Source organism: Siphonobacter sp. SORGH_AS_0500 (genome assembly GCF_002838835.1).
Taxonomy (GTDB): domain Bacteria; phylum Bacteroidota; class Bacteroidia; order Cytophagales; family Spirosomataceae; genus Siphonobacter.
Window position 1 is genome coordinate 313372 of the sequence record NZ_NHPP01000005.1, and the last position, 22730, is coordinate 336101.

The 22730-nt window shown below is 43.2% G+C and carries 17 protein-coding genes and 3 pseudogenes; 14 read left to right on the forward strand and 6 right to left on the reverse strand.

The window, feature by feature from the left end; genetic code table 11:
* Nucleotides 1-3: 3 nt before the first annotated feature.
* Both BWI96_RS08050 and BWI96_RS08055 read left to right on the forward strand, forming a co-directional pair.
* Nucleotides 4-657: a response regulator transcription factor gene (locus BWI96_RS08050; RefSeq protein ID WP_106636146.1), complete on the forward strand. Its 654-nt coding sequence runs from the start codon at nt 4-6 to the stop codon at nt 655-657.
* A gap of 90 nt (nt 658-747) precedes the next feature.
* Nucleotides 748-966 carry a hypothetical protein gene (locus BWI96_RS08055; RefSeq protein WP_106636147.1) on the forward strand — a complete coding sequence of 73 codons (219 nt, stop codon included), beginning with the start codon at nt 748-750 and terminating at the stop codon, nt 964-966.
* A gap of 467 nt (nt 967-1433) precedes the next feature.
* Here BWI96_RS08055 and BWI96_RS08060 read toward each other — a convergent pair whose 3' ends face one another.
* Nucleotides 1434-3794: a glycoside hydrolase family 127 protein gene (locus BWI96_RS08060; RefSeq protein WP_106636148.1), complete on the reverse strand. Its 2361-nt coding sequence runs from the start codon at nt 3792-3794 to the stop codon at nt 1434-1436.
* A 256-nt stretch (nt 3795-4050) separates the two neighbouring features.
* On the opposite strand from BWI96_RS08060, the gene BWI96_RS08065 reads away from it, so the two are divergent.
* Nucleotides 4051-5511, forward strand: coding sequence for an APC family permease (locus BWI96_RS08065; RefSeq protein ID WP_106636149.1), 1461 nt, complete (start codon nt 4051-4053; stop codon nt 5509-5511).
* A gap of 68 nt (nt 5512-5579) precedes the next feature.
* Here the strand turns inward: BWI96_RS08065 and BWI96_RS08070 are convergent, their stop codons facing one another.
* On the reverse strand, nt 5580-6512 hold the full coding sequence (locus tag BWI96_RS08070; protein ID WP_106636150.1) for a putative 2-dehydropantoate 2-reductase: 933 nt from the start codon (nt 6510-6512) through the stop codon (nt 5580-5582).
* An 83-nt stretch (nt 6513-6595) separates the two neighbouring features.
* Nucleotides 6596-7162 carry an SHOCT domain-containing protein gene (locus BWI96_RS08075; RefSeq protein WP_198555187.1) on the reverse strand — a complete coding sequence of 189 codons (567 nt, stop codon included), beginning with the start codon at nt 7160-7162 and terminating at the stop codon, nt 6596-6598.
* Between the two features lie 228 nt (nt 7163-7390).
* On the opposite strand from BWI96_RS08075, the gene BWI96_RS08080 reads away from it, so the two are divergent.
* Nucleotides 7391-8281, forward strand: coding sequence for a cyanophycinase (locus BWI96_RS08080; protein ID WP_106636151.1), 891 nt, complete (start codon nt 7391-7393; stop codon nt 8279-8281).
* A gap of 690 nt (nt 8282-8971) precedes the next feature.
* Here BWI96_RS08080 and BWI96_RS08085 read toward each other — a convergent pair.
* A complete protein-coding gene (locus BWI96_RS08085) occupies nt 8972-9577 on the reverse strand; it encodes a cysteine hydrolase family protein (RefSeq protein ID WP_106636152.1) in 606 nt (201 codons plus the stop codon).
* A 53-nt stretch (nt 9578-9630) separates the two neighbouring features.
* Nucleotides 9631-10287: a recombinase family protein gene (locus BWI96_RS08090; protein WP_106636153.1), complete on the reverse strand. Its 657-nt coding sequence runs from the start codon at nt 10285-10287 to the stop codon at nt 9631-9633.
* A 476-nt stretch (nt 10288-10763) separates the two neighbouring features.
* Here BWI96_RS08090 and BWI96_RS08095 point away from each other — a divergent pair, with 476 nt between their 5' ends.
* The 3 genes from BWI96_RS08095 (at nt 10764) to BWI96_RS21525 (ending at nt 13439) form a co-directional block, all read left to right on the forward strand.
* A complete protein-coding gene (locus tag BWI96_RS08095; protein WP_106636154.1) occupies nt 10764-11330 on the forward strand; it encodes a hypothetical protein in 567 nt (188 codons plus the stop codon).
* A 181-nt stretch (nt 11331-11511) separates the two neighbouring features.
* Nucleotides 11512-12954 carry a hypothetical protein gene (locus tag BWI96_RS08100; RefSeq protein ID WP_106636155.1) on the forward strand — a complete coding sequence of 481 codons (1443 nt, stop codon included), beginning with the start codon at nt 11512-11514 and terminating at the stop codon, nt 12952-12954.
* Nucleotides 12955-13160: 206 nt separating this feature from the next.
* The gene (locus tag BWI96_RS21525; protein WP_157830269.1) at nt 13161-13439 is read left to right on the forward strand and encodes a hypothetical protein; all 279 of its coding nucleotides are present in this window, start codon (nt 13161-13163) and stop codon (nt 13437-13439) included.
* Between the two features lie 211 nt (nt 13440-13650).
* On the opposite strand, the gene BWI96_RS08110 is transcribed toward BWI96_RS21525, so the two are convergent.
* On the reverse strand, nt 13651-14550 hold the full coding sequence (locus BWI96_RS08110; protein WP_106636157.1) for a cation diffusion facilitator family transporter: 900 nt from the start codon (nt 14548-14550) through the stop codon (nt 13651-13653).
* 209 nt (nt 14551-14759) lie between these two features.
* Here BWI96_RS08110 and tkt point away from each other — a divergent pair.
* From tkt to BWI96_RS22860, 7 genes and pseudogenes are all read left to right on the forward strand, one after another.
* Nucleotides 14760-16771: pseudogene (gene tkt / locus BWI96_RS08115) on the forward strand (transketolase).
* A 54-nt stretch (nt 16772-16825) separates the two neighbouring features.
* Nucleotides 16826-17275, forward strand: a complete 450-nt coding sequence (locus BWI96_RS08120) for an RpiB/LacA/LacB family sugar-phosphate isomerase (RefSeq protein WP_106636158.1) — start codon at nt 16826-16828, stop codon at nt 17273-17275.
* A 27-nt stretch (nt 17276-17302) separates the two neighbouring features.
* A complete protein-coding gene (gene tal, locus BWI96_RS08125) occupies nt 17303-18388 on the forward strand; it encodes a transaldolase (protein ID WP_106636159.1) in 1086 nt (361 codons plus the stop codon).
* A 215-nt stretch (nt 18389-18603) separates the two neighbouring features.
* Nucleotides 18604-19964 (forward strand): annotated as a pseudogene (gene gndA / locus BWI96_RS08130) (NADP-dependent phosphogluconate dehydrogenase).
* Nucleotides 19965-20085: 121 nt separating this feature from the next.
* Nucleotides 20086-21596: pseudogene (gene zwf / locus BWI96_RS08135) on the forward strand (glucose-6-phosphate dehydrogenase).
* Nucleotides 21597-21733: 137 nt separating this feature from the next.
* On the forward strand, nt 21734-22135 hold the full coding sequence (locus BWI96_RS22855; protein ID WP_198555188.1) for a 6-phosphogluconolactonase: 402 nt from the start codon (nt 21734-21736) through the stop codon (nt 22133-22135).
* Between the two features lie 11 nt (nt 22136-22146).
* Nucleotides 22147-22479, forward strand: coding sequence for a 6-phosphogluconolactonase (locus BWI96_RS22860; RefSeq protein ID WP_198555189.1), 333 nt, complete (start codon nt 22147-22149; stop codon nt 22477-22479).
* The last annotated feature ends 251 nt before the right edge of the window (nt 22480-22730 follow it).

Consider the following 22730-nt stretch of genomic DNA (forward strand, 5'->3'; position numbering starts at 1 on the left):
TGTATGGAAAATCGTAGACTAGCTCTAGTTGATGATCATCAGTTATTTCGGTTGGGAGTCGCCCAGATATTAAAGAAATTTCCGCAGTACGAAATTGTCTTACAGGCCAGTAGCGGAAAAGACTTATTTGATCAGTTGCCTATCACTCCTGTCGATGTAATCCTGTTGGATTTACACATGAAGGGGATGGATGGGGAAGAAATCAGTCGGATTTTACTGAAAGATTATCCCGAAATAAAAATCATCATTTTGTCTATGAGTTACTCTCAGGAGCATATTATGAAGCTCATGCGGGTAGGCGTTCACGGATATTTACCCAAGGACATTGACCGCAATACGCTCGTACAGGCCATCGAAGACGTCAGTACGCGGGGGTATTACATGAATGACGATACCGCTCAGGCGTTGCGTCAGGGGCTTCAGCATCCCGAAGAATCCGCTAAAAAAACGCCCGGCGAAGGGCTTTTGACGGGTCGAGAAATGGAAGTACTGGAATTGCTATGCCAGGGATTAAATACCGCTGAAATCGCTGATCGCCTCTTCATTAGTTACCGCACCGTAGAAGGGCACCGGAAAAATTTACTCGAAAAAACGGGATCTAATAATTCCGTAAGTCTGGTGGTGTATGCCATTAGAAACAAGCTCTGGAAGGTATAAACCGGATTGATCTTCTGAAAACCAACAGCCGTTCAATGAAGAACGACTGTTGAACCTAATCTATTAAAGGGAGGGTTAATTCTTCGGGCTATGCGTTTAATACGCAGCTTTTTGAAAAGCTCAAACGCTTCTTTTGACGACAACTTTTACGTCAGTATCAACGAAAAAGGAAATCGCGTGTCTCCTTTTATTTCCTTCAGTGGTTTAGGCATCGCTCGTTCGCGATACACGGGTTTGGGTATGAAATGTTGGGTTCGTAAATACAGGAATCTTGAGCAATGGGAGTTACGTTTCATAGTACCGGGATAAGATTTAATGAATTAAACTTAGCGGTGATATATAGAGCAGATTAAAACCGGAATCTGAATTAATCTGGAAATCAAGACAGCTAACGTTCGACGACTTTAGTTCTGGGACCGCCATCCACATCATTAAAGAGCCTGCGGCTAGCTGTCTTTTCTTTCACAGATTGCACAACACACAATAGAGCTTTGTTTCGCTCCCGGAATTGTGCCGGGTTTAATTAAAGGCAGTGGGTTAATCCTAATACACAAGCGTAAAATGAACCGGGAGGCATTTAATTGCTAGGCGTTTCTTTTACAAAGGTCTGAAATGAGAAAAGGTAATAACAGACCGTATATACGTGTTCTTCAAAACAGGTGTTTTTTGGGGGGGGGGTAGGAAAGCGGAATGTATGGAGGAGGAATTTATGAAGTAAACCGTTGTTCCCCAGTGCATAAAAAAAGGGATACTTTGTGAAGTACCCCTTTTCGCTATTAATCTTTCAACATTCGAATGCCGTAGACTGGCCCCGCCTGATTGCCTTTTTTCGCCTGAAACTTGATCGTAACTGACATTTTTCCCGTAGTTAATTCCTTCGGTAGCTCATAAGAAATTTCGTAAAAGCGACTTTCCTTGTATTTATTAACATCTTCGCTGGCAATGGTTTTCCCGTCCACCAGAATATCAAACTGCCGACCCCGGTTATCCATGCCCCAATAAGTAGCAACCAGCGTATTTTTTGAATCAGGGTCTGTTTTCATTGTAAACTGAAAGGAGCCCCCCTCATTAGCCACCCGGAATTTACGCGTGTGAGATTCACCCGTTTCGAGATTTTCCCCTGAGAAGTCATGATCCCGCTCGGGTTGCATTTCACCAACGCGGAGGTTATCAACGGTCCGAAGTTCCAGTTCGCGGGCTTGTCGGCGTTGCTCTTCGTAGCGTTTCTGCTGCTCCTGCCAGGTTTTACTGGTAAATACGTCCCAATACACGCTATAATGATCATCCTGTAACGCATAAAAAGGTTGCAGCGTCAGCGTTCCCGGATTACCCAATCGACTTGTCTGAAATTCCAGTGGTTTTCCGGTGGATTTGATGTAGCGGTTAGGATCTGAATCATTACTGACCACAACCGGAATACCCACCGCCGGATCGGTTTCTTGGGGACCCAAATTTCCTGCCAAAATTAATGGACCGTAGAAATACGCTTTACGGTCGGGATTATCGGGCATGGCGACGGTGTAAAGTTTGCTCGGCAAGCTTACTTCCACTAAATCACCTGCGTTCCATTTCCGGTTAATTACCAGATAACCTTCCTCTTCTTTCAAGTCAGAAACGGGTTTTCCGTTGAGTAAAACCAGCATGGTCCCGGCCCAGTGCGGCTTGCGAATGCGGAGGGGTAACGAAATAGCTTTTTTAGGATGTAAGGTTAATCGAATGGAAGAATCGGCGGGTAACTGCGTTTCCATGTTAACCTGTAGCCCTTTTTCTTCCCAATTCAGTTTTGAAGGAATAAAGAGGTTCACGTATAAACTGCCATCCGCTCCTTTAAAATAAATGCTTTCGTTGTACTTCACGTGGTTTTCCATGCCCGATCCCACACAGCAGGTAAAGTCGTGAAGACGGCTGCTGAACTGTTTTTTTGCCCCCATGCGAAGCGGTACGAAGTAACACATCATACCCGTCGTATGATTTTGCGAAGCCAGGATGTGGTTATACAAGCCGCGTTCGTAGTAATCCATGTAGTGAGCAGAGGGCTGTAAAGCGAACAAATGCCGGGTTAGTTTCAGCATATTGTAGGTATTACAGGTCTCCATCGTGTTTTCGGTCAGTTTTTCGTTCAACTGATCTGGCGTGCTCAGGTATTCGTAGTTACTATTTCCACCCGTGGCGTAGGAGTGGTGATTGACAACGGTATTCCAGAAAAAGGCCGCACTTTCATAATCCTCTTTATTCCCCGTCAATTCATAGCGACGAACCGTTCCGATGAGTTTAGGAATTTGAGTGTTTGAATGTTTTCCTGGTAAAATGTCCTTATGATGAGCCAGCGAATCCAGAATCCAGCGGTCGTGAAATTTATACGATAAATCCAGAAATTTTTTGTCTTTGGTCAGCGAGTAGGTATTTACCAATAATTCATTCATCCCGCCGTATTCACACAAAAGCATTTTCTGAATTTGCTCGTCGGTTAGGTTTTTCAGTGTTTCGCCAACCCAATTTGCCATCCGAACGTTGATGTCCAGAGCTTTTTTGTTATCACAATAAAGGTGAGCATCCAGTAATCCGGCCATTACTTTATGAACCGTATACCAGGGCGACCAGGCACCGTTCAAATCAAAGCCACGCGAACGAATATCGCCTTTTGAAACTTCAGCAAAGACGGTATCCTCTTTTGGAATAGCCCCGATATAACCCGTTTTACGAGCTTTCTGACATTCATCCAATTCGTCAATCATGTAATTGACCCGCTTCAGAAATTCTGGATCTTTCGTGTTGGCGTAATGCATGGCACAGGCCGACAGGTAATGCCCCAGCGTATGCCCCGCCAAACCCGAAGACTCCCAGCCGCCGTATTTTTCGGCTTTAGGTTTCAGGCCCGAGTGACTGCGAAATTCGGATAACAAGCGGTCGGGTTGAAGTTCTTTCAAAAAGTTAACATCCGCCTGCATCGCCTGCCGAAACGGACTGTCGAGTAACTCCACCTGACTTAACGGAAAAACATAGGCTTTCACAGGTACTACCGGCGAAACTTTGACTTTACTATTTTTCCATTCGGGGGCCAGTGATTGGCTCAAAGCACTTCCACTGACCAGAACAAGGGCCAGGAATAGCTTCGATAGTTGATGGTAAGCGTTCATGGATATAGGTTAGATCTTAAATTCTGAATGAATAAGAGCTGATTTAGTATCAAATACTATACTTTTTAAGTCCACCACAAAATTCGGATAAAACCTGATGCGGTTTTACGACGCTGATTCGCAAATATTAATACTATTCTAACGTGTAAGTAAATATTTGATTTTAGCTTATTTTATTTACATATATAGTCTATTAAGACTTATATTCTATGGCTTTTATTGAAAATTGCCGTATAAACTTCTATGATCTAATTTTATGGAAAATCTCAGCGAACCGGGTTTTAAACCACGCGTAACTCTGCTCGATGCCACCATGCTGGTAGCGGGGTCGATGATTGGCTCGGGCATTTTTATCGTCAGTGCTGAAATTACATCCAGCATTGGCGGGGCCGGTTATATGTTGCTGATGTGGGTTTTGGCCGGATTGGTGACCATCATTGCGGCTATTAGTTATGGAGAGTTAGCGGCGATGTTTCCGCGAGCTGGCGGACAATACGTGTATCTTCGGGAAGCCTACGGGCCTTTGGTCGGTTTTCTGTACGGCTGGGCTTTTTTCGCAGTTATCCAGACGGGTACTATTGCGGCAGTGGGAGTGGCTTTTGCCAAATTTGCGGCGTATGTGTTTCCGGCTTTCAGTGAAACCAATTACCTCTATCAGGGATCGCATTTTCAACTAACGGCGGCTCAGTTGGTGTCCATCGCCATCATTGTTGGATTAACGTATCTGAATAGTCGCGGGGTAAAAAATGGTGTCATCGTTCAGACGGGATTAACGAGTATCAAAATACTATCGTTGGTGGGATTAACTGCTGCTGGGTTAATCTGGGGAGCAAAAGCCGAAATCTGGGAACAAAACTGGCAACAAGCCTGGACGCTGGCTCAGTTAAGCCCGGCAAGCGACGGCGGCTTGCAACGAACCTTACTAACCGGATTGGCTAGTTGGGGAGCCATTGCCATTGCCATGAAGGGAACCTTATTTTCCAGCGATTCCTGGCATTCCATTACCGCCATCGCCGGAGAAGTGAAAAATCCTAAAAAGAATATTGGCCTGAGTTTGATCTTAGGAACACTGATCGTTACGGTTCTGTACGTCTTGACTAACGTCATGTATCTGGCAGTTATTCCTCTAAAAGACATCGCTTTCGCTCCCAATGCAAGGGTCGGAGTCGTTGCGGCAGAATACATTTTTGGTCCCGCAGGAACGACCGTAATGGCAGTTCTGATCATGATTTCCACCTTTGGCTGTAATAACGGACTGATTCTAGCCGGGGCACGGGTGTACTATACGATGGCTCAGGATGGTTTATTTTTCCCGAAAGCTGGGAAACTAAATAAAGCTCAGGTGCCGGCGTATAGTTTATGGATTCAATGCGGCTGGGCTTGTCTGTTATGCCTAAGTGGAGAATACAACAGACTTCTGGCTCTGGTGATTTTTGGGGTGTTAATTTTCTACGTATTAACCATTGCCGGAATTTATATCCTGCGTATCAAAAGGCCCGATATACCAAGGCCTTATAAAGCCTGGGGTTACCCCGTATTGCCTGCCCTATACCTGATTATTGCCAGTACATTAGCTGTACTTTTATTAATCTTTGAAAGCGAATACACCCTTCCGGGGCTGGGTATTATTCTCGTCGGTATTCCGATTTATTACTGGATGCTGCCGCGAAAAAAATCCATGACTCAATCTTTTGTTGGTACCGAAGAAGAAAGGTAGGGAATTCATCTTCCTAAGGGGCGGCGGATCAGGCATTCGTCGCCTTTTTTTCGTAGTCATTTACGGTATTACATTTCAGCCTGAGAGTTTCGTTGACGTTCCAGAAAAGTTAGCTGTTGGGCTAGCGTATCCACCCGACTCATGGAGTAACCCGCTGCCTGAGCCGCTGAAACGGGGTTTTCATAAATGTAGCGAATCTCCAGCGGACGACCCTGCTCAAAATCGAGTTTCATGCTAGGGGAATACGGTCGCATGCGTTGGGTGTACGCCAGCATTTCGTCGGCGAAAGCTTCTGGAAGATGAATCCCGCAGGCATTAGCTCCGGCAATCACCTCCCGCATGATTTCTTTCGATAGCTGAGCCGTTTCCGGATTTCCCACTAACTGATCTGTAGTAGTATTAAGAATGACAGAAAGCCCATTGAATGGAATATTCCAAACCAATTTACGCCAGCGAATGAATTGTAAATCAGGAATGGTAACGATGGGTAAACCCGTAGTTTGAAAAGTGCTTACGACTTCCTCGAGACGATTCAAATCCGGGAGGTTATAGGAACCTAACTCCAATCGACCGTTATCAAAATGCCTGATTACACCGGGACTTACTTTGCTGGCCGAGACCCGGGCAATGCCTCCGGCGATGGAAACGCCCGGAAAGAGATCGGCCACGTCCTTTTCTACGCCTAACCCATTCTGAATCAAGATGACAAGACTATCTTTTTTCAAAAGGGGCGGTAATAAATCGGGTAATAGTTTTTCGTTCTGATTGCTTTTCAAACCCACCAAAATCACATCCGATGGAGGCATGTCCGTGGCCTTCTGGTAGGCCTGAACTTTCGGAAGATGAAGCCCTCCCAGATGGGCGGAGTTAATTTGTAAACCATGTTCGTTGACCCAGTCGTAATCGGTATTCAATAAAAAGTGAACGTCCTGCCCGGCCCCGGCAAGCATTCCTCCGTAAAATCCACCAATTGCCCCGGTGCCAATGACTGAAAAAACCATAACTCTTTTTTAACATGAATGATTATCATTACAAAAGTAAAAGCCAGGTACTTGCAGCCTAGCTAAAAATGATTTTTCATCGGCTACTGATTCAGTAGTTTCTTTTTCTGCGTTTCAAATTCCTCTTTCGTCAGGACCCCTTCGTCCATCAATTCCTTAAACTTTCGGATTTCATCGGCTACGCTAAAAGGCTTTGCCACGGGTGTTTGCAGATGAGAAGCATAGGGTTCGGGAAGCGTTACCTCGCCCGCCTCAATGGCATTGTCGAGTTCTACCCAGTAGTTCGTTAGGGTACCAATGCCAATTCGGGCAATGACTTGATAACCTGTCCGTTTAGAACCTCTCACTAACAAAGATTTAACTTTTGCCTTTTTCCCATTGGAGAAGGATGTAAGCCGCTCCCGTTCATCGCTGTGCTGATAGGCGGGCGTTTCGTAAATAAATGCAAAAAATTTATTGGGCATGGTTCCGTTGCCGAGGGTAATTTCTTCCCCTTCTTTTAAAACCCAGCCTGTTTTAGAGATAAAGCCCTCTTTACTTAAATGTTGCTCGATTTCGGCTTTCTTTAGATTGTCATAATCAGGCCGCTCCTGAGCATAGGTCATTGTGAATACGAAAAATAGAAGTGTAAAAAGGCTGAGGTGTTTCATGGCGTTTGAGCATTGATTGAATGGTTAGAAAACTAAGCATGAATAAAAAGTCAGCCAAGCAATTGCGACGTTAAAAGTAGTTAACGATGGAAGTGAAAGGTATGAACAGATGCCTGAAAGCAGGTAGAAGTATGCCTTTGGTCGCGGTTAACAGCAATTGAATCGCTCTTTACTTGGATGAACTGCCATTGAAAGGTAGATTTATTTATCAATCAGAATACCTTACCCATGCGTCAGATTTACTTTTTGTTATTTACCATCATCACCTGGTCTGCTTTGGCTCAGACGCCTGTTGTTATCAACGAAAAAAGCACCACTAGACACGGTCCCGAAAAAGGATCACTCCTCATCATTGGCGGAGGCAAAGTCGGCCCTGAAATCTGGAATACATTTGTGACATTAGCGGGTGGAAAGGAAAAGGCTAAGATTGTGGTGGTTACTGCTGCTGCTGGCGATGAAGAAGCGTTAAAACCTGAGCATGTGGAAAGCATCAGGAAACAATCGGGCGTTGCGAAGGTAACGTTATTGCACACCAAAAAGCTTACGGAAGCAAATAGTGAGGCTTTCATCGCTCCCTTGAAAGAAGCAACGGGCGTGTACTTTATTGGTGGAAGACAATGGCGGCTAGCCGATTCGTACCTGAATACCTTGACTCATCAAGCCTTTTTTGAGGTATTAAATCGGGGAGGGGTTATTGCCGGAAGTTCAGCGGGAGCGAGTATTCAGGGATCATTTTTATGGCGGGGCGATACCAAAGGGGCTCAGATTCTGGTCGGCGATCACACGCAGGGACTTGGCTTTTTAAAGAACTCCGCCATTGACCAGCATTTACTGAAAAGAAATCGGCAATTTGATTTAATAGATTTCATCAAAAATGCTCCCGAACTGATTGGCATTGGCCTGGATGAATCTACCGCCATTGTTGTTCAGCAGGATACTTTTGAAGTGGTAGGCAAATCGTATGTGGCGGTTTATGATTATCAAACGATACTAGGAAAGAGCCCTTCGCACGACTCTAATGCGAAAGAGAATTTCACCACTTCTAATGGTGGTTTTATTTTGCTGAGTGAAGGTCAGAAATATGATCTTAAAAACCGAAAGGTTCTGTCTAATCCTTAATAGAGATAGAAAAAGTGTGCTTTTCGGGCTAGGGCTAGTGAAGTCTTATTGGAGAAATGACGGATTTTGATGGTAAAGTATTACTATATCCTTTAGGTGTAAAATAAGTTATATATCGACGGTAGCCCGTAGCCCCGGATGAAATCCGGGGAAGCGAGTATAGTTAAAGAAATAAACGGATACGAGATAGAAGTCTTACGCCTGTGATTAACATAACTTTCCCGAGGTCAAGTACGCTCGCAAAGGTAATAAGGTCCTTCGCTTTGCTCTGGATGACAGACTTAGGGTATATGCGAATTCCTCTCTTCGCAGTCGCTCGGCTTTGCCGAGTGACGACCTAATATGTAGGCCGTTGGTCGTCTGAGGCAAAGAAAACGAATAGAGAGCGAAAGCCATGCCTAACCTAAAATGCTTTGGTAACCATCGGCGAAAGGAAATTACGTGGTAGAGTATACGCGAACGATTTTGATGAATAGAAATGTTAATGATCGCCTGTCAGAACTGGATCAAAACTGGATGATTCATGAGCCTTGCCTGAAAACCGTTTCATCCGGCAAGGCTCATGAGCTTCTTAAGATTCTCTTCAACTGTATTAGGTGAGGAGCTCAAAACTATAAATAGACAACCCGCTGATAGGTATTTCAAATTTCGTTCTACCCGATTACACCAGCTAATCAATACTTTTAATGTTTATTCAAATTCCATTAATTGTTGCAAATTCAGTTTCGACGAAGGAGTGAGGTTAGCATGCACCGTTCGCTCTAAAAACGTGAGTGAATTTTGCGTATAGTCTTCGTTTCGGGCCGTGGTACAATCCGAAGGAACGTAGATTTCATAATCCCGCATGTACGCATCTGTTGCCGTAAAAACAATGCAGGAATCGGTAGATATTCCCGTCAAAATCAGACGTTTCACATTGAAGTAACTTAGCAAGGTTGACAGCGTTGTGGCAAAAAAGGCGGAATGCTTGGGTTTAAGAACGAAGTAATCGTCCGCTTCGGGCCTGAGAATTTCCGCTAGTGCCTGCCCTCTTACCTGATCGTGAAGAACATGGTCAATCACCTCATTGAAATCAGAACGCCAGCGACCAAAATTATCATTTGCATAAATAACGGGAATGTTAAGCTTTCGGGCTTGTTTCTTTAAATCCCGAATACATTCTGCAACCTGTATAGAAGTACCTACAAACTCTTCGCCTTCAGGAAATTCCAGATCATTAATCATATCAATAATTACTAGGGCGACAGGGCAGCTATCAGGTACATTGCCGTGAAGATCATTGTGTGGAACACTCATATACTTACGGTGTTTAGCGTTGAAACTTACGTATAGTGTAAACGTTTAATACCTTATGTAAAACGTAGTACCAGCCGCTGCACCGTCATGGCATGGAACAATTTTCCCCTTCGAGTGCGAAAACCGTTATTATTCAATTTTTCAGCAATGACTGCGTAGGTGTGTCCCTGGGCTCTGTAGAGTCGGGCTAATTCGGCGGCTTGTCGGTTCGCCTGATGGGTTTTGGCATTTTCAATACGTAGCTCCCGGCCTTTGCTAATGGCTTCTTCCGTTAGGTTTTCGGGTTTACCCAAGGTAAATCCTAACCGCTTCTTTTGCCGGAGGGCATTACGGGTTCGTTCCGAAATCAACTCGCGTTCGTGCTGGGCCAACACGGCCATGATGCCAATGGTAAGCGTATTAGCATCGGGAATGTCGCAGGCCACAAAATCTACTTCGGCGTTTCTGAGGGTAAAAATGAATTCGGCATTTCTGGAAAGCCGGTCAAGTTTGGCAATTAACAAACGGGCTCTTTTTTCCTTGGCAAAGGCAATAGCTGCTTTTAACTGAGGTCTGTCTGATTTTTTCCCTGATTCGACTTCCGTAAACTCCTCTAAAATAGTTTCGCCGTCACGCACGAAGCGGCGAACAATTTCCTGCTGAGCCGAAAGCCCTAATCCCGATTTTCCCTGAGAAACCGTCGAAACGCGGTAATAAGCAACGTATTGCATGGGGTGATAAGCAAAACTGATCGATAAACAACCCTAAAAGTAACGGTTTTCTGACAAATATAACGTTTTTTAAAGGAACCTTTGTAAAATGTTACAAGCTGAAAGTAGTTTGTAATCGGCTCTGAGAATAGGCTGTACTGAACTAACGCGGGAAATTTTACGTGAGATGGATTCTCAGAGCTATATGATCAGGCTACTATAGTTGAGATGCGTAAGGTATTCTATGTTAGGCGTCACAGAGAACACCAGTGTTTGGAGACTACTCATAAATACCAATAGCAGGTTTTCATTTGCCATTGTACTCGGAAATAGCTATGCACAAAGAAGCTACACCAATGCTTCCGATTCTCAATTAATAAAGATTTTAGTAGTTATGATTCGTAGTATATAAGTTGTAGATAATTTCTAACTAAGGTATAAACTTGATAATGGTAGAAATTTTACATCTTTAAGTACTACTTATAATAAAGACAATTATGAATGTTAAACGAATAGTATTTATCCAAAGTATCATTCTATTGACGAGTATTAAAGCTTTTTCTCAAGGCAATGATCTCTATCCAGATTTTGAGATTTCATTGACAGAAAGCTTACATCAAAGTGAATTAAGAAAACCTATATCCTACTATTTGGGAAAATACGTATTTGTAACAGAAGAGCTAGCTAAAAATTGTGAGACTCAATATGGCGAATTTAAATTTAGAGTGAATGAAAAAGGTATCGTAGATTCTCTTATTTTAAGTGGAAATCTAAGACCATTCGTTGTTAAAAAAATAAGTGATCGTATTTGGTCTAGTTCTGGGCGGTGGAAATTTACTCACTTAAAAGAAAATCTAAAATCCTACTGGTTTACGTATCCGTTTTATCAGTTTGTTGACCCGGAGGCCTCAGGATGCTTTACTCGGGGTAATGCTTCTCAAACAAATCTTAAGTTAACCTATAATGTATTATTTCGATTACCTTACAATTCAAAAGGACTCTTGAAAATAAAAGACGGCTATTTAATTGAGCCAGGTTCTACGGAACCTTATAGTAAAAGGTAAGGAGTTTTGGATAACTATAAAAGTACTATTAGTAGTTAAATTGTATACATATGTTATACATTTTTAAATTGAACTACTATAAAGTAATGTTATTAGAATTATTAAAAAAATTATTAATAAATATTTTTAGTGATTTTAGTTTATTGTATTTATAATTGAGCGTTTTTAACCTACCATTCATATGAAACATATTAACTACTTTTTTATTTCCTGCATCATTTTACTTTTATCCTGTAGCAAGAATTCTGAATCTTTGTTTTCTGAGCATTCAGGCCCTTTAGATGTTAACTCTGTGAAGGAATGGTATAATAAAATAAATAAGGGAACGAGAAGTAAATCCATTTTTAGTAAACTAACGCCTGACTGGAAAAATGCTGCATCAATAAGATTTGAAAAACAGGAAAAATATCTTCTTCAAATACCATTCATACAAGCCGTTGATCAATACCGTGTCTATGAAGATACTCAAGTAGTAAAATTACCCCAACCACAATTAGTCATCTACTTTGATGACCATGCAAAAGAGTATAAATCTGGAATATTAGAAGTAATACCAGAATATAATTTTTACAAGAAACACAGTGGTAGTGTTTACCGAAAAGATTTTACAGGTGAATGGTACCTAAGAAATAGTGACGGAACTGCCATAGAAGGTTATAAATATGAGAATGGCAAAATTATTGCTAAACTTTCTGTTGGTAATAATAGGGGAGGACGTGCTAATAGTGGCGGGTGTGAATGTAAAAGACGAGCTGTATTTTCTGCTGGCTGCCAACTAGGTAATTCGGTGATAGTTATTGCTAAGGAGTATATCAGTAATTGTGATGAACCAATAATTCCACAATGGACGTTTGAACCTGGCATGCGATGTGATAATTTTCAAATTATCGAGGGGCCTCGAGAGGAAGTTGTTTGTTGGAGTGAACCTGAAACTCCTACTGATCCAAATAACGGAGGAGGAGGTGATATCAATGATCCTAGTCAACCTAATTGGAAATGGTACGAGCAGCCAGGAGCATTTATTTTTGATATTATAAACAATCTAAACAATGAGTGTTTTAAAAGTGTACTTGGCGACATGCTTAATGCAAGCTTTAAAAGTGAAGTGCAAATAATATTAAGAAATTTTAAAGAAGCAGGAACTAGGGAAATAACTTTTGCCGAAGGGATTTTAGAAGATGGCACAGATGCGGATGAAATTCCTACCAATGCTACTTCTAGTCAAATTACTCTTAATTCTAGTGATTTGGCGTACGCTTCCGAAGAATATATTGCAGCTACCATTTACCATGAGGTATTACATTCATATTTAAGAGATACCGGTATATTAAGAGATACACATCATAATTTGATGGCAAATAATTTTGTTATTCCTATGGCTGATGCGTTAAGGGGATTATTCCCAAATTTAAGTCAATCTGATGCTGAAGCATTAGCTTGGGGCGGGTTGCAGGAAACCACTGCTTGGAAGGAATTTGAAAAAGTAGATCTGACGAGAACAAGAGCAATCGCAATAGTGAATCAGCAATACAAAAACAAAAAAATTCTTATAAAAAACAACATGGCCATTATTGCTCCTAAACATTCATTGATAGCATTGCTATTCACTTGTTTTTTATACTAGCTTGTTCCTGCACTTCTCAGGCACAGAAATACCCAAAATCTCCTACAAAAATTAGTTCTGTTAATCATTTATCACATTATTTTCAAAATATACAACTACCTTTCAATATACAACATGGTAGCTATAATTATGAGGATTATCTATTAGTTAAGTTTAAATATTCAAAGAATTATCAAATTGACTCCTTATTGATAGAAGGTAGTACAATGGATTCAATTTTAGTTTATATAAAACAAAAAGTAGCAGAAACTTCTCATCTTATAAATAAGAATCGTAAAGATGAAATTAATATAGACTACTCAAAATGGTATTACTTACCTATATACGCTGATGCTATTACCAGCGATAATGAATTTGCAAAAATCAAACAAAAAGATTTATACTTTGCTTATCAAACCATAAACATGTTATTTGATAAAAATGAATTCATCGAAAAGGAAAACTATTATCTACTTAGGCCTAAGTATTTCTCAGTAATTAGGTAATAGTATAAGGTTATTTATAGAAAAGGAATGACTATTTAATTAACAATTAGGTAGTCATTCCTTTTCTAATATAGATATTATAGTATCGTTTTCCGATGCGAATCAAGGTATACACATCTTCAAATCTCTTTGAACCTGCTACCATTTACCTAGTATTGCAAAGCGTAGGCAAATCAAGAGTCAGCTGTTTAGCCAGTGAAAGATTCACTTATTACCCTTTCACTGGCTCAATAAACACATGAGTTACGGGAGCTACTTGTGTGATAATATTCTCTTTAAGTTCGGCCACGGCTTTGATTAATTCTTCACTATTCAGGTTTGAATTGAAGCAAACTTGTTGAATAACGACTACTTGTTCGGGCCCCATTTGAAAGGTTAACTGACTTTTTAGCGACTCCGAGTCTTTTAATGCTTGCGTAACGGCCCTGACCTGACTTCGAATCTCGGGATCTGCTCCTTCGCCTAATAATAAGCTTTTACTTTCGCGGGCTAATACAATGGCTACGCCCATCAGTATACAGCCGATGAGGATGGAGGCGGCTCCGTCGATGTACGGGTTTTGTAATTCGTGCCCCAGAAAGACTCCTAAAAAAGCAATTAGTAAACCTAATACGTCCGAAGCATCTTCAAAAAGCACGACGAAAGTAGAAGGGTCTTTGCTGTCTTTTACGGCTTTCCAAAATGGTGTTTTTCCTCGTTGGGCATTAAAGGCTTTAAAGGCGGTAAGCAGTGAAAAACCGTCGAGTGCAAAAGCAATTCCTAGAACAACATAATTCCAGAAAGGATCTTCAATGGCGTGAGGATGTTGAATGTGCGTAATGCCTTCGTAAAAAGAAACGCCGCCGCCCACCGAAAAAATTAATAGCGAGACGATATAGGAATAAAAGTAGACTTCTTTCCCATACCCGAAAGGTCGGTTTTCATCGGGTTGTTTCTGGCTGCGTTTGATGCCCAATAGTAATAGAAATTCATTCAATGTATCTACCAGCGAATGGATTCCTTCCGACAACATGGCAGAACTTCCGCTGACGCTTGCGGCGACAAACTTGGTGGCAGCAATGGCTAGATTAGCGGCCAGAGCAGTATAAATGGCGAATTGGGTAGAAGGCATGGTCGGTAAGGGAGAAATAATCGTTAACTGAAGTTAATGAAAAATGACTTTGCTTTTAATTAAAAATTAATTCCACTTAAAATCAGGAAATTATCTCTCAAAATCTCTCGGCTTGTATGATTCTTTTGCGGATAAGATAGACTTAAACCTGTGTAAAGTTCACCGCAGCAAACGTTTATTGCTCGGTGTTTACCTAAATTTTTAAGAAGATGACAGTAACAACAACCGACATTGAGCAATTAGGTATCAATACCGTCAGAGTTCTGTCCGCCGATGCGGTTCAGAAAGCTAATTCTGGTCACCCCGCATGCCGATGGGGGCCGCTCCGATGGGACATGTGCTGTGGGCTCATCATATGCATTATAATCCAAAAAATCCCGAATGGCCGAATCGTGACCGCTTTCTACTCTCCGCTGGACATGGGTGTATGCTACAATATAGTTACCTGTATTTAACAGGATATAACCTGACGATGGACGATATTAAGAGCTTTCGTCAGTTACATAGTAAAACGGCGGGTCACCCGGAATATGGCTTACTGGATGGTATCGACATTACCACGGGGCCTCTGGGTCAAGGCTTTGCCAATGGGGTAGGTTTTGCCATTGCCCAGAAACAGTTAGCGGCTCGCTATAATAAGCCTGATTTTGAGCTATTTGATTATAAAATCTACGCCATTTGTAGTGATGGTGATTTAATGGAAGGGGTAACCTCCGAAGCCGCTTCCATCGCTGGGCATCTGAAGTTAGGTAATTTGATTTACCTCTACGACGACAATAATATTTCGATTGAAGGGAATACGGCGATGACCTTTGACGAAGACGTGGCCAAGCGTTTCGAAGCCTATGGCTGGCATGTACAGTCTATAGAAGATGGAAATGATATTCAGGCCATTTCTCAGGCCGTGGAGAATGCCAAAAATGAAACCGAGCGACCTTCGCTTATTAAAGTTCGTACGCAGATCGCCTACGGAAGTCCGAATAAGGTAAATACGGCCGGTTCGCACGGATCACCGCTGGGAGAAGAGGAAGTAAAATTAGTGAAGCAGAATTTTGGCTTCGATCCGGAAAAATCATTCTACGTTCCCGATGAAGTGCTTGACTATTACCGCAGCATCGGAGCCAAAGGTGAAGACTTAGAGAAAAGCTGGGACGAGTTGTTTGCTGCGTACAAAGAAAAATATCCCGATTTAGCTGCTCAGTACGAACAGGAACGCACGCTGAAATTACCCGAAAACTGGCAGGATGCTATCCCGACGTTTAGTGCGGAAGAGGGTAAAATGGCCACTCGTAAAGCTTCGGGTAAGGTGTTAAATGCACTGGCTCCGATCTTGCCTAGTTTGACGGGTGGAGCTGCCGATCTGGCCCCGTCTACGGATACTATGCTAAAGGATTATCCATCCTTTTCGGCGGAAGATCGTTCGGGACGAAACTTCCATTTCGGCGTTCGCGAGCATTCGATGGGGGCGATCTTGAATGGCATGGCCATGACGAAAGGTATTATTCCGTATGGGGCTACTTTCCTTATTTTCTCGGAATACATGCGTCCTCCCATTCGGATGGCGGCTATTATGAAAATACGAACCATACTGGTGTATACGCACGACAGTATCGGTTTGGGAGAAGATGGGACTACGCACCAGCCGGTTGAGCAATTGATTGCCTTACGGGCGATGCCTAATATCGTGGTTATCCGTCCAGCCGATGCTAACGAAACAGCTCAGGCCTGGAAAGCGGCCATCGAGCATACCACAGGACCGGTAATTATTGTTTTGACCCGTCAGGATATTCCTATTTTAGATCAGAATAAATACGCTAAGGCGGAGAACCTGAGTAAAGGAGCTTACATCCTTTCTGATTCGCAAGGTGAACCAGATGTGATTTTATTAGCAACGGGTTCAGAAGTTTCCTTAATTTTGGAAGCTCAGCAAAAATTAGCCGAAGAATCGATTCAGGCACGGGTAGTGAGTATGCCTTGCTGGGAGTTTTTTGAGAAACAGGACGAGGCTTATAAAGAAACCGTTTTGCCTAAATCTCTGAAAAAACGACTCGCGGTAGAGGCCGCCTCACCCGTAGGTTGGCATAAATACGTCTCCGATGAGGGAGATGTCATTGCTATGACTACCTTTGGCGAGTCCGCACCGGCAAAAGATCTTTTTAAGGAGTTTGGATTTACCGTTGATAATGTTGTAAGCCGGGCTAAGGCCTTGCTGAATAAGTAAGGAACGAGGGGGCTGGTACACAACGTATCAGCCTTTTCTTTAACTAACACCGCTATGAAAATAGGAATTGCAGCCGATCATGGAGGGTACGACCTCAAACAAACCCTTTACCAGTTTTTGCTGGCGAAAGGATATGAAGTAGTTGATTTCGGAGCCCATTCGCTCGACACGCAGGATGATTACCCTGATTTTGTTATTCCCTTAGGCAAAGCAATTGCTAATCAGGAAGTAGATCGGGGTATTGCCGTTTGCGGTAGTGGCGTGGGAGCTTCCGTAGTGGCTAATAAAATCGCGGGCGTTCGGGCGGCTTTAATTAATGATCATTTTTCGGCTCATCAGGGCGTTGAGGACGACGACCTCAATCTTTTATGCCTGGGAGGCCGCATTACGGGCTTTATGGCAGCTCAGGAATATGTCGATGCATTCTTAAATGCAAAATTTTCCGGGGCCGAGCGGCACCTTCGTCGTCTTCAAAAGGTTCACTCTTTAGAACATATCGTTTAGTTTTCATTTAAACAGTTACTATCACCTATGGCAACCAATCGTGTAAAAGCAATTTATGAACACGGACAGAGCATCTGGCTCGATTTCATTGAACGGAAATTTATTAAATCTGGCGAATTACAAAAATTAATTGACGAAGATGGCGTTCGGGGTATTACTTCCAATCCGGCCATTTTTGAAAAAGCCATCAGCGGCAGCTCTGAGTATGATGAGCAAATGAAAGAGCTGGTGGGCCAGAGTGAAGAAGATATTTTTTATGCCTTAGCAATCAAGGATATTCAGGATGCTGCGGACTTGTTTGATGGTGTTTATAATGATAAAGTTGTAGGTGCGGACGGGTACGTGAGTCTGGAGGTTTCTCCCGAACTGGCTCGTGATACCGAAGGAACGATTGAGCAGGCTCTGGATCTTTGGGAGCGGGTAGATCGTAAAAACGTAATGATCAAGATTCCAGGAACAGCCGAAGGCCTGCCTGCGATTCGCAAAGCCATCAGCGAAGGTATTAACATTAACGTTACCCTGCTATTTAGCCTGGATCGTTACGCTGCCGTTGCCAATGCATATATCGATGGATTGGAAGATCGTCTGGCCGCTGGTCAACCTATTGATCATATTTCTTCGGTAGCTAGTTTCTTCCTGAGCCGTATTGACGTAGCCGTTGATCCTAAATTACCCGAAGGCAGCGACCTGAAAGCGAAAGTAGCCGTTGCTTCAGCGAAGAAATCGTACGAAATCTACAAAGAAATTTTCTCTAGCGAACGCTTCAAGAAATTAGAAGAAAAAGGAGCGAAACCTCAGCGTCTGTTATGGGCAAGCACGAGCAGCAAAGATCCTGCTATTGCGGATACGTATTACGTAGAAGCCTTGATTGGTCCTAACACGGTTGATACCGTTCCGATGGAAACGCTGGTGGCTTTCCGTGATCATGGTAATGCGGCATCTACTCTGGAAAGTGGTCTGGATGAGGCAACGCAAACCCTTGATTCTCTGAAAGATTTAGGAATCAACCTCGATGAAATTACAACGAAACTCGAAGAAGAGGGTATCGAAAAATTCATCGCACCTTACCAAAAACTCCTCAAAGCCATCGCCGACAAAGTGGCTTCTTTCTAAATCTGTTTTAAGTTATGTGTTTGGCGTTTAGGGTTTAGAGTTTTGGGTTATTGTTCTCATTCCTGTTGGGTTTGGGAGACATTTAACAACCCGAACTCAAAACCCCAAACACGTAACTCAAAACCCTAAACTCAAAACTCAAACTCATGAGCACTGAGCAGTATACTATGGGGATGATCGGTCTGGGTACGATGGGCCGTAACCTCCTGTTAAATATGGCGGATCATGGCGTGTCTGTAGCGGGTCATGATACCGATCAATCCAAAGCCGACCTTCTGGAAAAAGAAGGCGAAGGCAAAAAAGTGAAGGGTTTCGTAACCCTTCCTGAATTCGTACAAAGCCTGACGATCCCCCGTACGATTATCATGCTGGTTCCAGCAGGTAAGGCTGTAGATAGCGTTATTGAAAACATTACGCCTCTACTTTCAGAAGGCGATATTCTGATTGACTCAGGTAACTCGCATTTCACGGATACTAATCGCCGGGTAGATTACCTGCAAACCAAAGGAATCCACTTCTTTGGAATGGGTATTTCGGGGGGCGAATCTGGTGCCCGTCGCGGTCCTAGTATGATGCCCGGTGGCGATAAGCATGCCTATGAAGTAATGAAGCCCGTTTTTGAAGCCATTGCGGCGAAGGTAGACGGCGTTCCTTGCGTAACGTACATTGGCCCCGGAGCTTCCGGTCACTTTGTGAAAATGGTTCACAACGGGATTGAATACGGGATCATGCAGTTAATTGCAGAACTACGTTACTGAAATCGTCTGAAAGCTTGAAAATGAAAGCGATCGGACAGATTTTTGCCAAGTGGAACGAAGGCCGTCTGAAGTCATTCCTGATTGACATTACCAAAGATATTTTTGCGTATAAAATTCCAGGAACGGATCGCGAGTTACTCGACGACATCAAGGACGAAGCAAAAGCCAAAGGTACGGGTAAGTGGACTTCCCAGGCTTCTATGGATCTGGAAGTACCCATTGCTACGATTGATACCGCCGTTGAACAACGCGATTTATCTAAGTATAAAAAACTCCGCGAACAGGCTTCTGACCTGTACAGCACTCAGGCTCACGGAATTGATGCCGTCAAAGAAGAGTTCATTGATGCACTAGAGCAGGCGTTTTTTGCGAGCATGGTAATTACCTATGCTCAAGGGATGCACATGCTGTACAAATCTTCGATTGCTTACGGATACAACCTCAATCTGGCCGCTATTGCTCAAATCTGGCGAGGTGGGTGTATTATTCGTTCCGAATTCCTGACGGATATTACCAACGCTTACGAGAAAAATCCTGAGCTGGAGCATTTGTTACTGGACGAAAACGTTAAGCAACAAATCATTGCCGCTCTTCCGGGCACGCGTACCGTTGTAACGGCTGCAATTCAGAGCGGTATTGCCGCTCCGGCTTATACTTCAGCCATTAGTTACTTTGATGCCTTCCGCACCAAACGCCTGCCTTCCAACCTGATTCAGGCCCAGCGGGATTACTTCGGAGCCCATACTTACGAGCTTATTGGTAAGGAAGGTGTTTTCCATACCGAATGGGTAAGTAAGGAAGACGTAAATCTGGTCTAGGATAGCTCAGACAAAAGAATAATAAATTCAGACGGATTAGGGGATTGTGTCTGTTTTTATTAATAACCCGGCGGCATTAGCTGTCGGTCCGTAAAAGTCAAACCTTTTATCTATTAACCCCATGGAATCAACTACAAGGCCAACCATCTTTGTGATATTTGGTGGTACGGGTGATTTGAACTCCCGGAAACTGGCCCCCGCATTATATAATCTGTATCTGGACGGGTACCTGCCCGAGCAATTTGCCATTATTGGCACGGGTCGTACCAAACTGACGGATAAGGTTTTCAACGATAAAATTCTTGAAGGAATTAATTCGTTTTCCCGTAGCGGAAAAGCTTCTCCAGAAAAATGGGCGGAGTTTTCCAAACACGTAGTCTATCAGGTTTCAGATCTGAATGCCGAAGAAACCTATCAGGAATTCAGTAGCCGGATTGACGAATACCAGCAAGCCTGGGGCGAGAAAGCCAATGTAATTTATTACTTGGCAGTTTCTCCTAATTTCTTCCCTATCATTGCCGAAAACATTTCCAAAGCAGGTTTGGCTTCAGATACTGAACGCGTTCGAATTGTGATTGAAAAACCATTCGGGCATGATCTGGAGTCGTCTAAGAAGCTAAATGATCTGCTGGCGAGCATCTTCCAGGAGAAGCAGATTTATCGCATTGACCATTACTTAGGTAAGGAGACGGTACAAAACATCATGGCGTTCCGCTTTGCGAACTCCATTCTTGAACCACTCTGGAATCGTAATCACATCGAACACGTTCAGATTTCGGTAACGGAACAGTTAGGGGTAGGGGAACGTGGCGATTATTACGACGGAGCGGGTGCTCTGCGGGATATGATTCAGAATCACCTGTTACAGTTACTCTGCCTCGTGGCAATGGAACCCCCCGTTAGTTTCAATGCCGATGAAGTTCGTAACCGTAAAGTAGACGTGCTGAAAGCCATGCGTCGTTTCTCGGCAGAAGACGTTCGTTTGTCGGCCGTACGTGGTCAATACGGCGGTGGCTGGATGGAAGGAAAAGAAGTAAATGGCTACCGTGAAGAGCCTAAAGTAGAGGAAAACTCTAATACAGAAACCTTTGCGGCCATCAAGTTTTTTGTAGATAACTGGCGTTGGCAAGGCGTACCTTTCTACCTCAGAACGGGTAAACGCATGCACCAGTCAGCTTCGGTAATTTCGATTCAGTTCAAGGAAGTACCTCACGATATTTTTCCTTCGGGCATCAAAGACAGTCTTCCACAAAACCGTCTGATTATCAGTATTCAACCTGAAATGAGCATCCGTTTGCAAGTGCAGGCGAAACGCCCTGGGCTGGATATGGTACTGAATACGGTAGACATGGTATTCGACTATCAGGTACGTATACGCACCAGACACCCGAGGCGTACGAGACGTTATTACTCGACACCATGCTGGGCGATCAAACGCTCTTCATGCGTGGCGATCAGGTAGAAGCGGCCTGGGATTTATTGATGCCGGTATTGAATACCTGGGCTTCTAAACCTAGTCTGAGCTTCCCGAATTACGCTGCTGATTCCTGGGGCCCTGAGTCTGCTGAAGCACTCATTGCCCGCGATGGATTTCACTGGTTTTCTCTTCCGTTGAAAACAAAGAAACAGTAAAGGCTGTCTGATTGTTAAAACCATAGAATACGAATTTTCGTATTCTATGGTTACTGTGAATATGGTTAGCAACTAATGGGCTACACCGGTATGAAGAGATTAAATGCCTGTAAACCATTGCATATTAGAACACCCTTATGAAAATTACGATTGGTGATACCGTAGAGGAAACCTTGGAAAACACCGCCCGGTATTTTGTGGATACGGCGGTTCGGAACATTGACAAAAAAGGAAGTTTTTCCGTGGCCCTGTCGGGTGGAAGCTCTCCCAAAAAGGTGTATGAAATTCTGGCCTCAAAGTACGCAATGGCCTTAGACTGGAAAAAGGTTCATTTCTTTTTTGGCGATGAGCGTTATGTTCCTCAGGATCATGCCGATAGTAATTACTTAATGGCGAAGAAAACACTCTTCACGCCATTAGCGATTCATCCCAGCCAGGTTTACGCCGTGGATACTAGTCTGGAACCAGCGGCTGCCGCTGCGGCTTATACCCAGACGATTGAGAAGTTCTTTAACGGAGAAAAATCAGCTTTGATTTAATACTACTGGGTTTGGGGGATAACTCTCACACGGCTTCTTTATTTCCCCATACGGATATTTTGGAAGACGATAGTGTATCAGTAAAATCTGTATTCCTGCCCGAAGAAAAAGTGTATCGCATTTCTTTTACGTTTCCTTTGATTAATCAGGCGAGTCGTACGGCTTTTCTGGTGTACGGTAAAGGAAAAGCAGAAGCCGTGCGGCATGTCATTGAAGATCCCATTAATATTGCCGAATATCCGGCTCAGCTTATCGTTCCGTCCAATGGTTTTCTGATGTGGTTCCTCGACAAAGAAGCCGCTTCTGAATTAGCGATGAAAGACCCTACTGGCGTATTGAGTTAGTACAATAGAGCATTACTTCAAAGAAAAGCTGATCTATCTAGGTCAGCTTTTTTGTTGGTGATCCAAAATAGTGGTTTAAGAAGGACTTTTCAATAAAATGCAGAGACTGAAAGTAGGCTTTACTTAAGATGACCGTTGGAAGTTTTAGACTCTCCCGCAGTCGCTCGGCTCTGCCGATTGACAAAATGGAGTCCAGGCCTCTGGCCGATAGGAGTCAAAACAGTTTAGGTTAGACAAGCCTTTCGCTTTCT

Bases quoted from the DNA above. Each gene is read 5' to 3' on its own strand.
- BWI96_RS08050 (WP_106636146.1), top strand. From the start codon at position 4: ATGGAAAATCGTAGACTAGCTCTAGTTGATGATCATCAGTTATTTCGG.
- BWI96_RS08060 (WP_106636148.1), bottom strand. From the start codon at position 3,794: ATGAACGCTTACCATCAACTATCGAAGCTATTCCTGGCCCTTGTTCTG.
- BWI96_RS22855 (WP_198555188.1), top strand. From the start codon at position 21,734: ATGAAAATTACGATTGGTGATACCGTAGAGGAAACCTTGGAAAACACC.
- BWI96_RS08085 (WP_106636152.1), bottom strand. From the start codon at position 9,577: ATGAGTGTTCCACACAATGATCTTCACGGCAATGTACCTGATAGCTGC.
- BWI96_RS21525 (WP_157830269.1), top strand. From the start codon at position 13,161: ATGGATTCAATTTTAGTTTATATAAAACAAAAAGTAGCAGAAACTTCT.
- BWI96_RS08090 (WP_106636153.1), bottom strand. From the start codon at position 10,287: ATGCAATACGTTGCTTATTACCGCGTTTCGACGGTTTCTCAGGGAAAA.
- BWI96_RS08070 (WP_106636150.1), bottom strand. From the start codon at position 6,512: ATGGTTTTTTCAGTCATTGGCACCGGGGCAATTGGTGGATTTTACGGA.
- tal (WP_106636159.1), top strand. From the start codon at position 17,303: ATGGCAACCAATCGTGTAAAAGCAATTTATGAACACGGACAGAGCATC.
- BWI96_RS08065 (WP_106636149.1), top strand. From the start codon at position 4,051: ATGGAAAATCTCAGCGAACCGGGTTTTAAACCACGCGTAACTCTGCTC.
- BWI96_RS08080 (WP_106636151.1), top strand. From the start codon at position 7,391: ATGCGTCAGATTTACTTTTTGTTATTTACCATCATCACCTGGTCTGCT.
- BWI96_RS08120 (WP_106636158.1), top strand. From the start codon at position 16,826: ATGAAAATAGGAATTGCAGCCGATCATGGAGGGTACGACCTCAAACAA.
- BWI96_RS08100 (WP_106636155.1), top strand. From the start codon at position 11,512: ATGAAACATATTAACTACTTTTTTATTTCCTGCATCATTTTACTTTTA.
- BWI96_RS08110 (WP_106636157.1), bottom strand. From the start codon at position 14,550: ATGCCTTCTACCCAATTCGCCATTTATACTGCTCTGGCCGCTAATCTA.
- BWI96_RS08075 (WP_198555187.1), bottom strand. From the start codon at position 7,162: ATGAAACACCTCAGCCTTTTTACACTTCTATTTTTCGTATTCACAATG.
- BWI96_RS08095 (WP_106636154.1), top strand. From the start codon at position 10,764: ATGAATGTTAAACGAATAGTATTTATCCAAAGTATCATTCTATTGACG.
- BWI96_RS08055 (WP_106636147.1), top strand. From the start codon at position 748: ATGCGTTTAATACGCAGCTTTTTGAAAAGCTCAAACGCTTCTTTTGAC.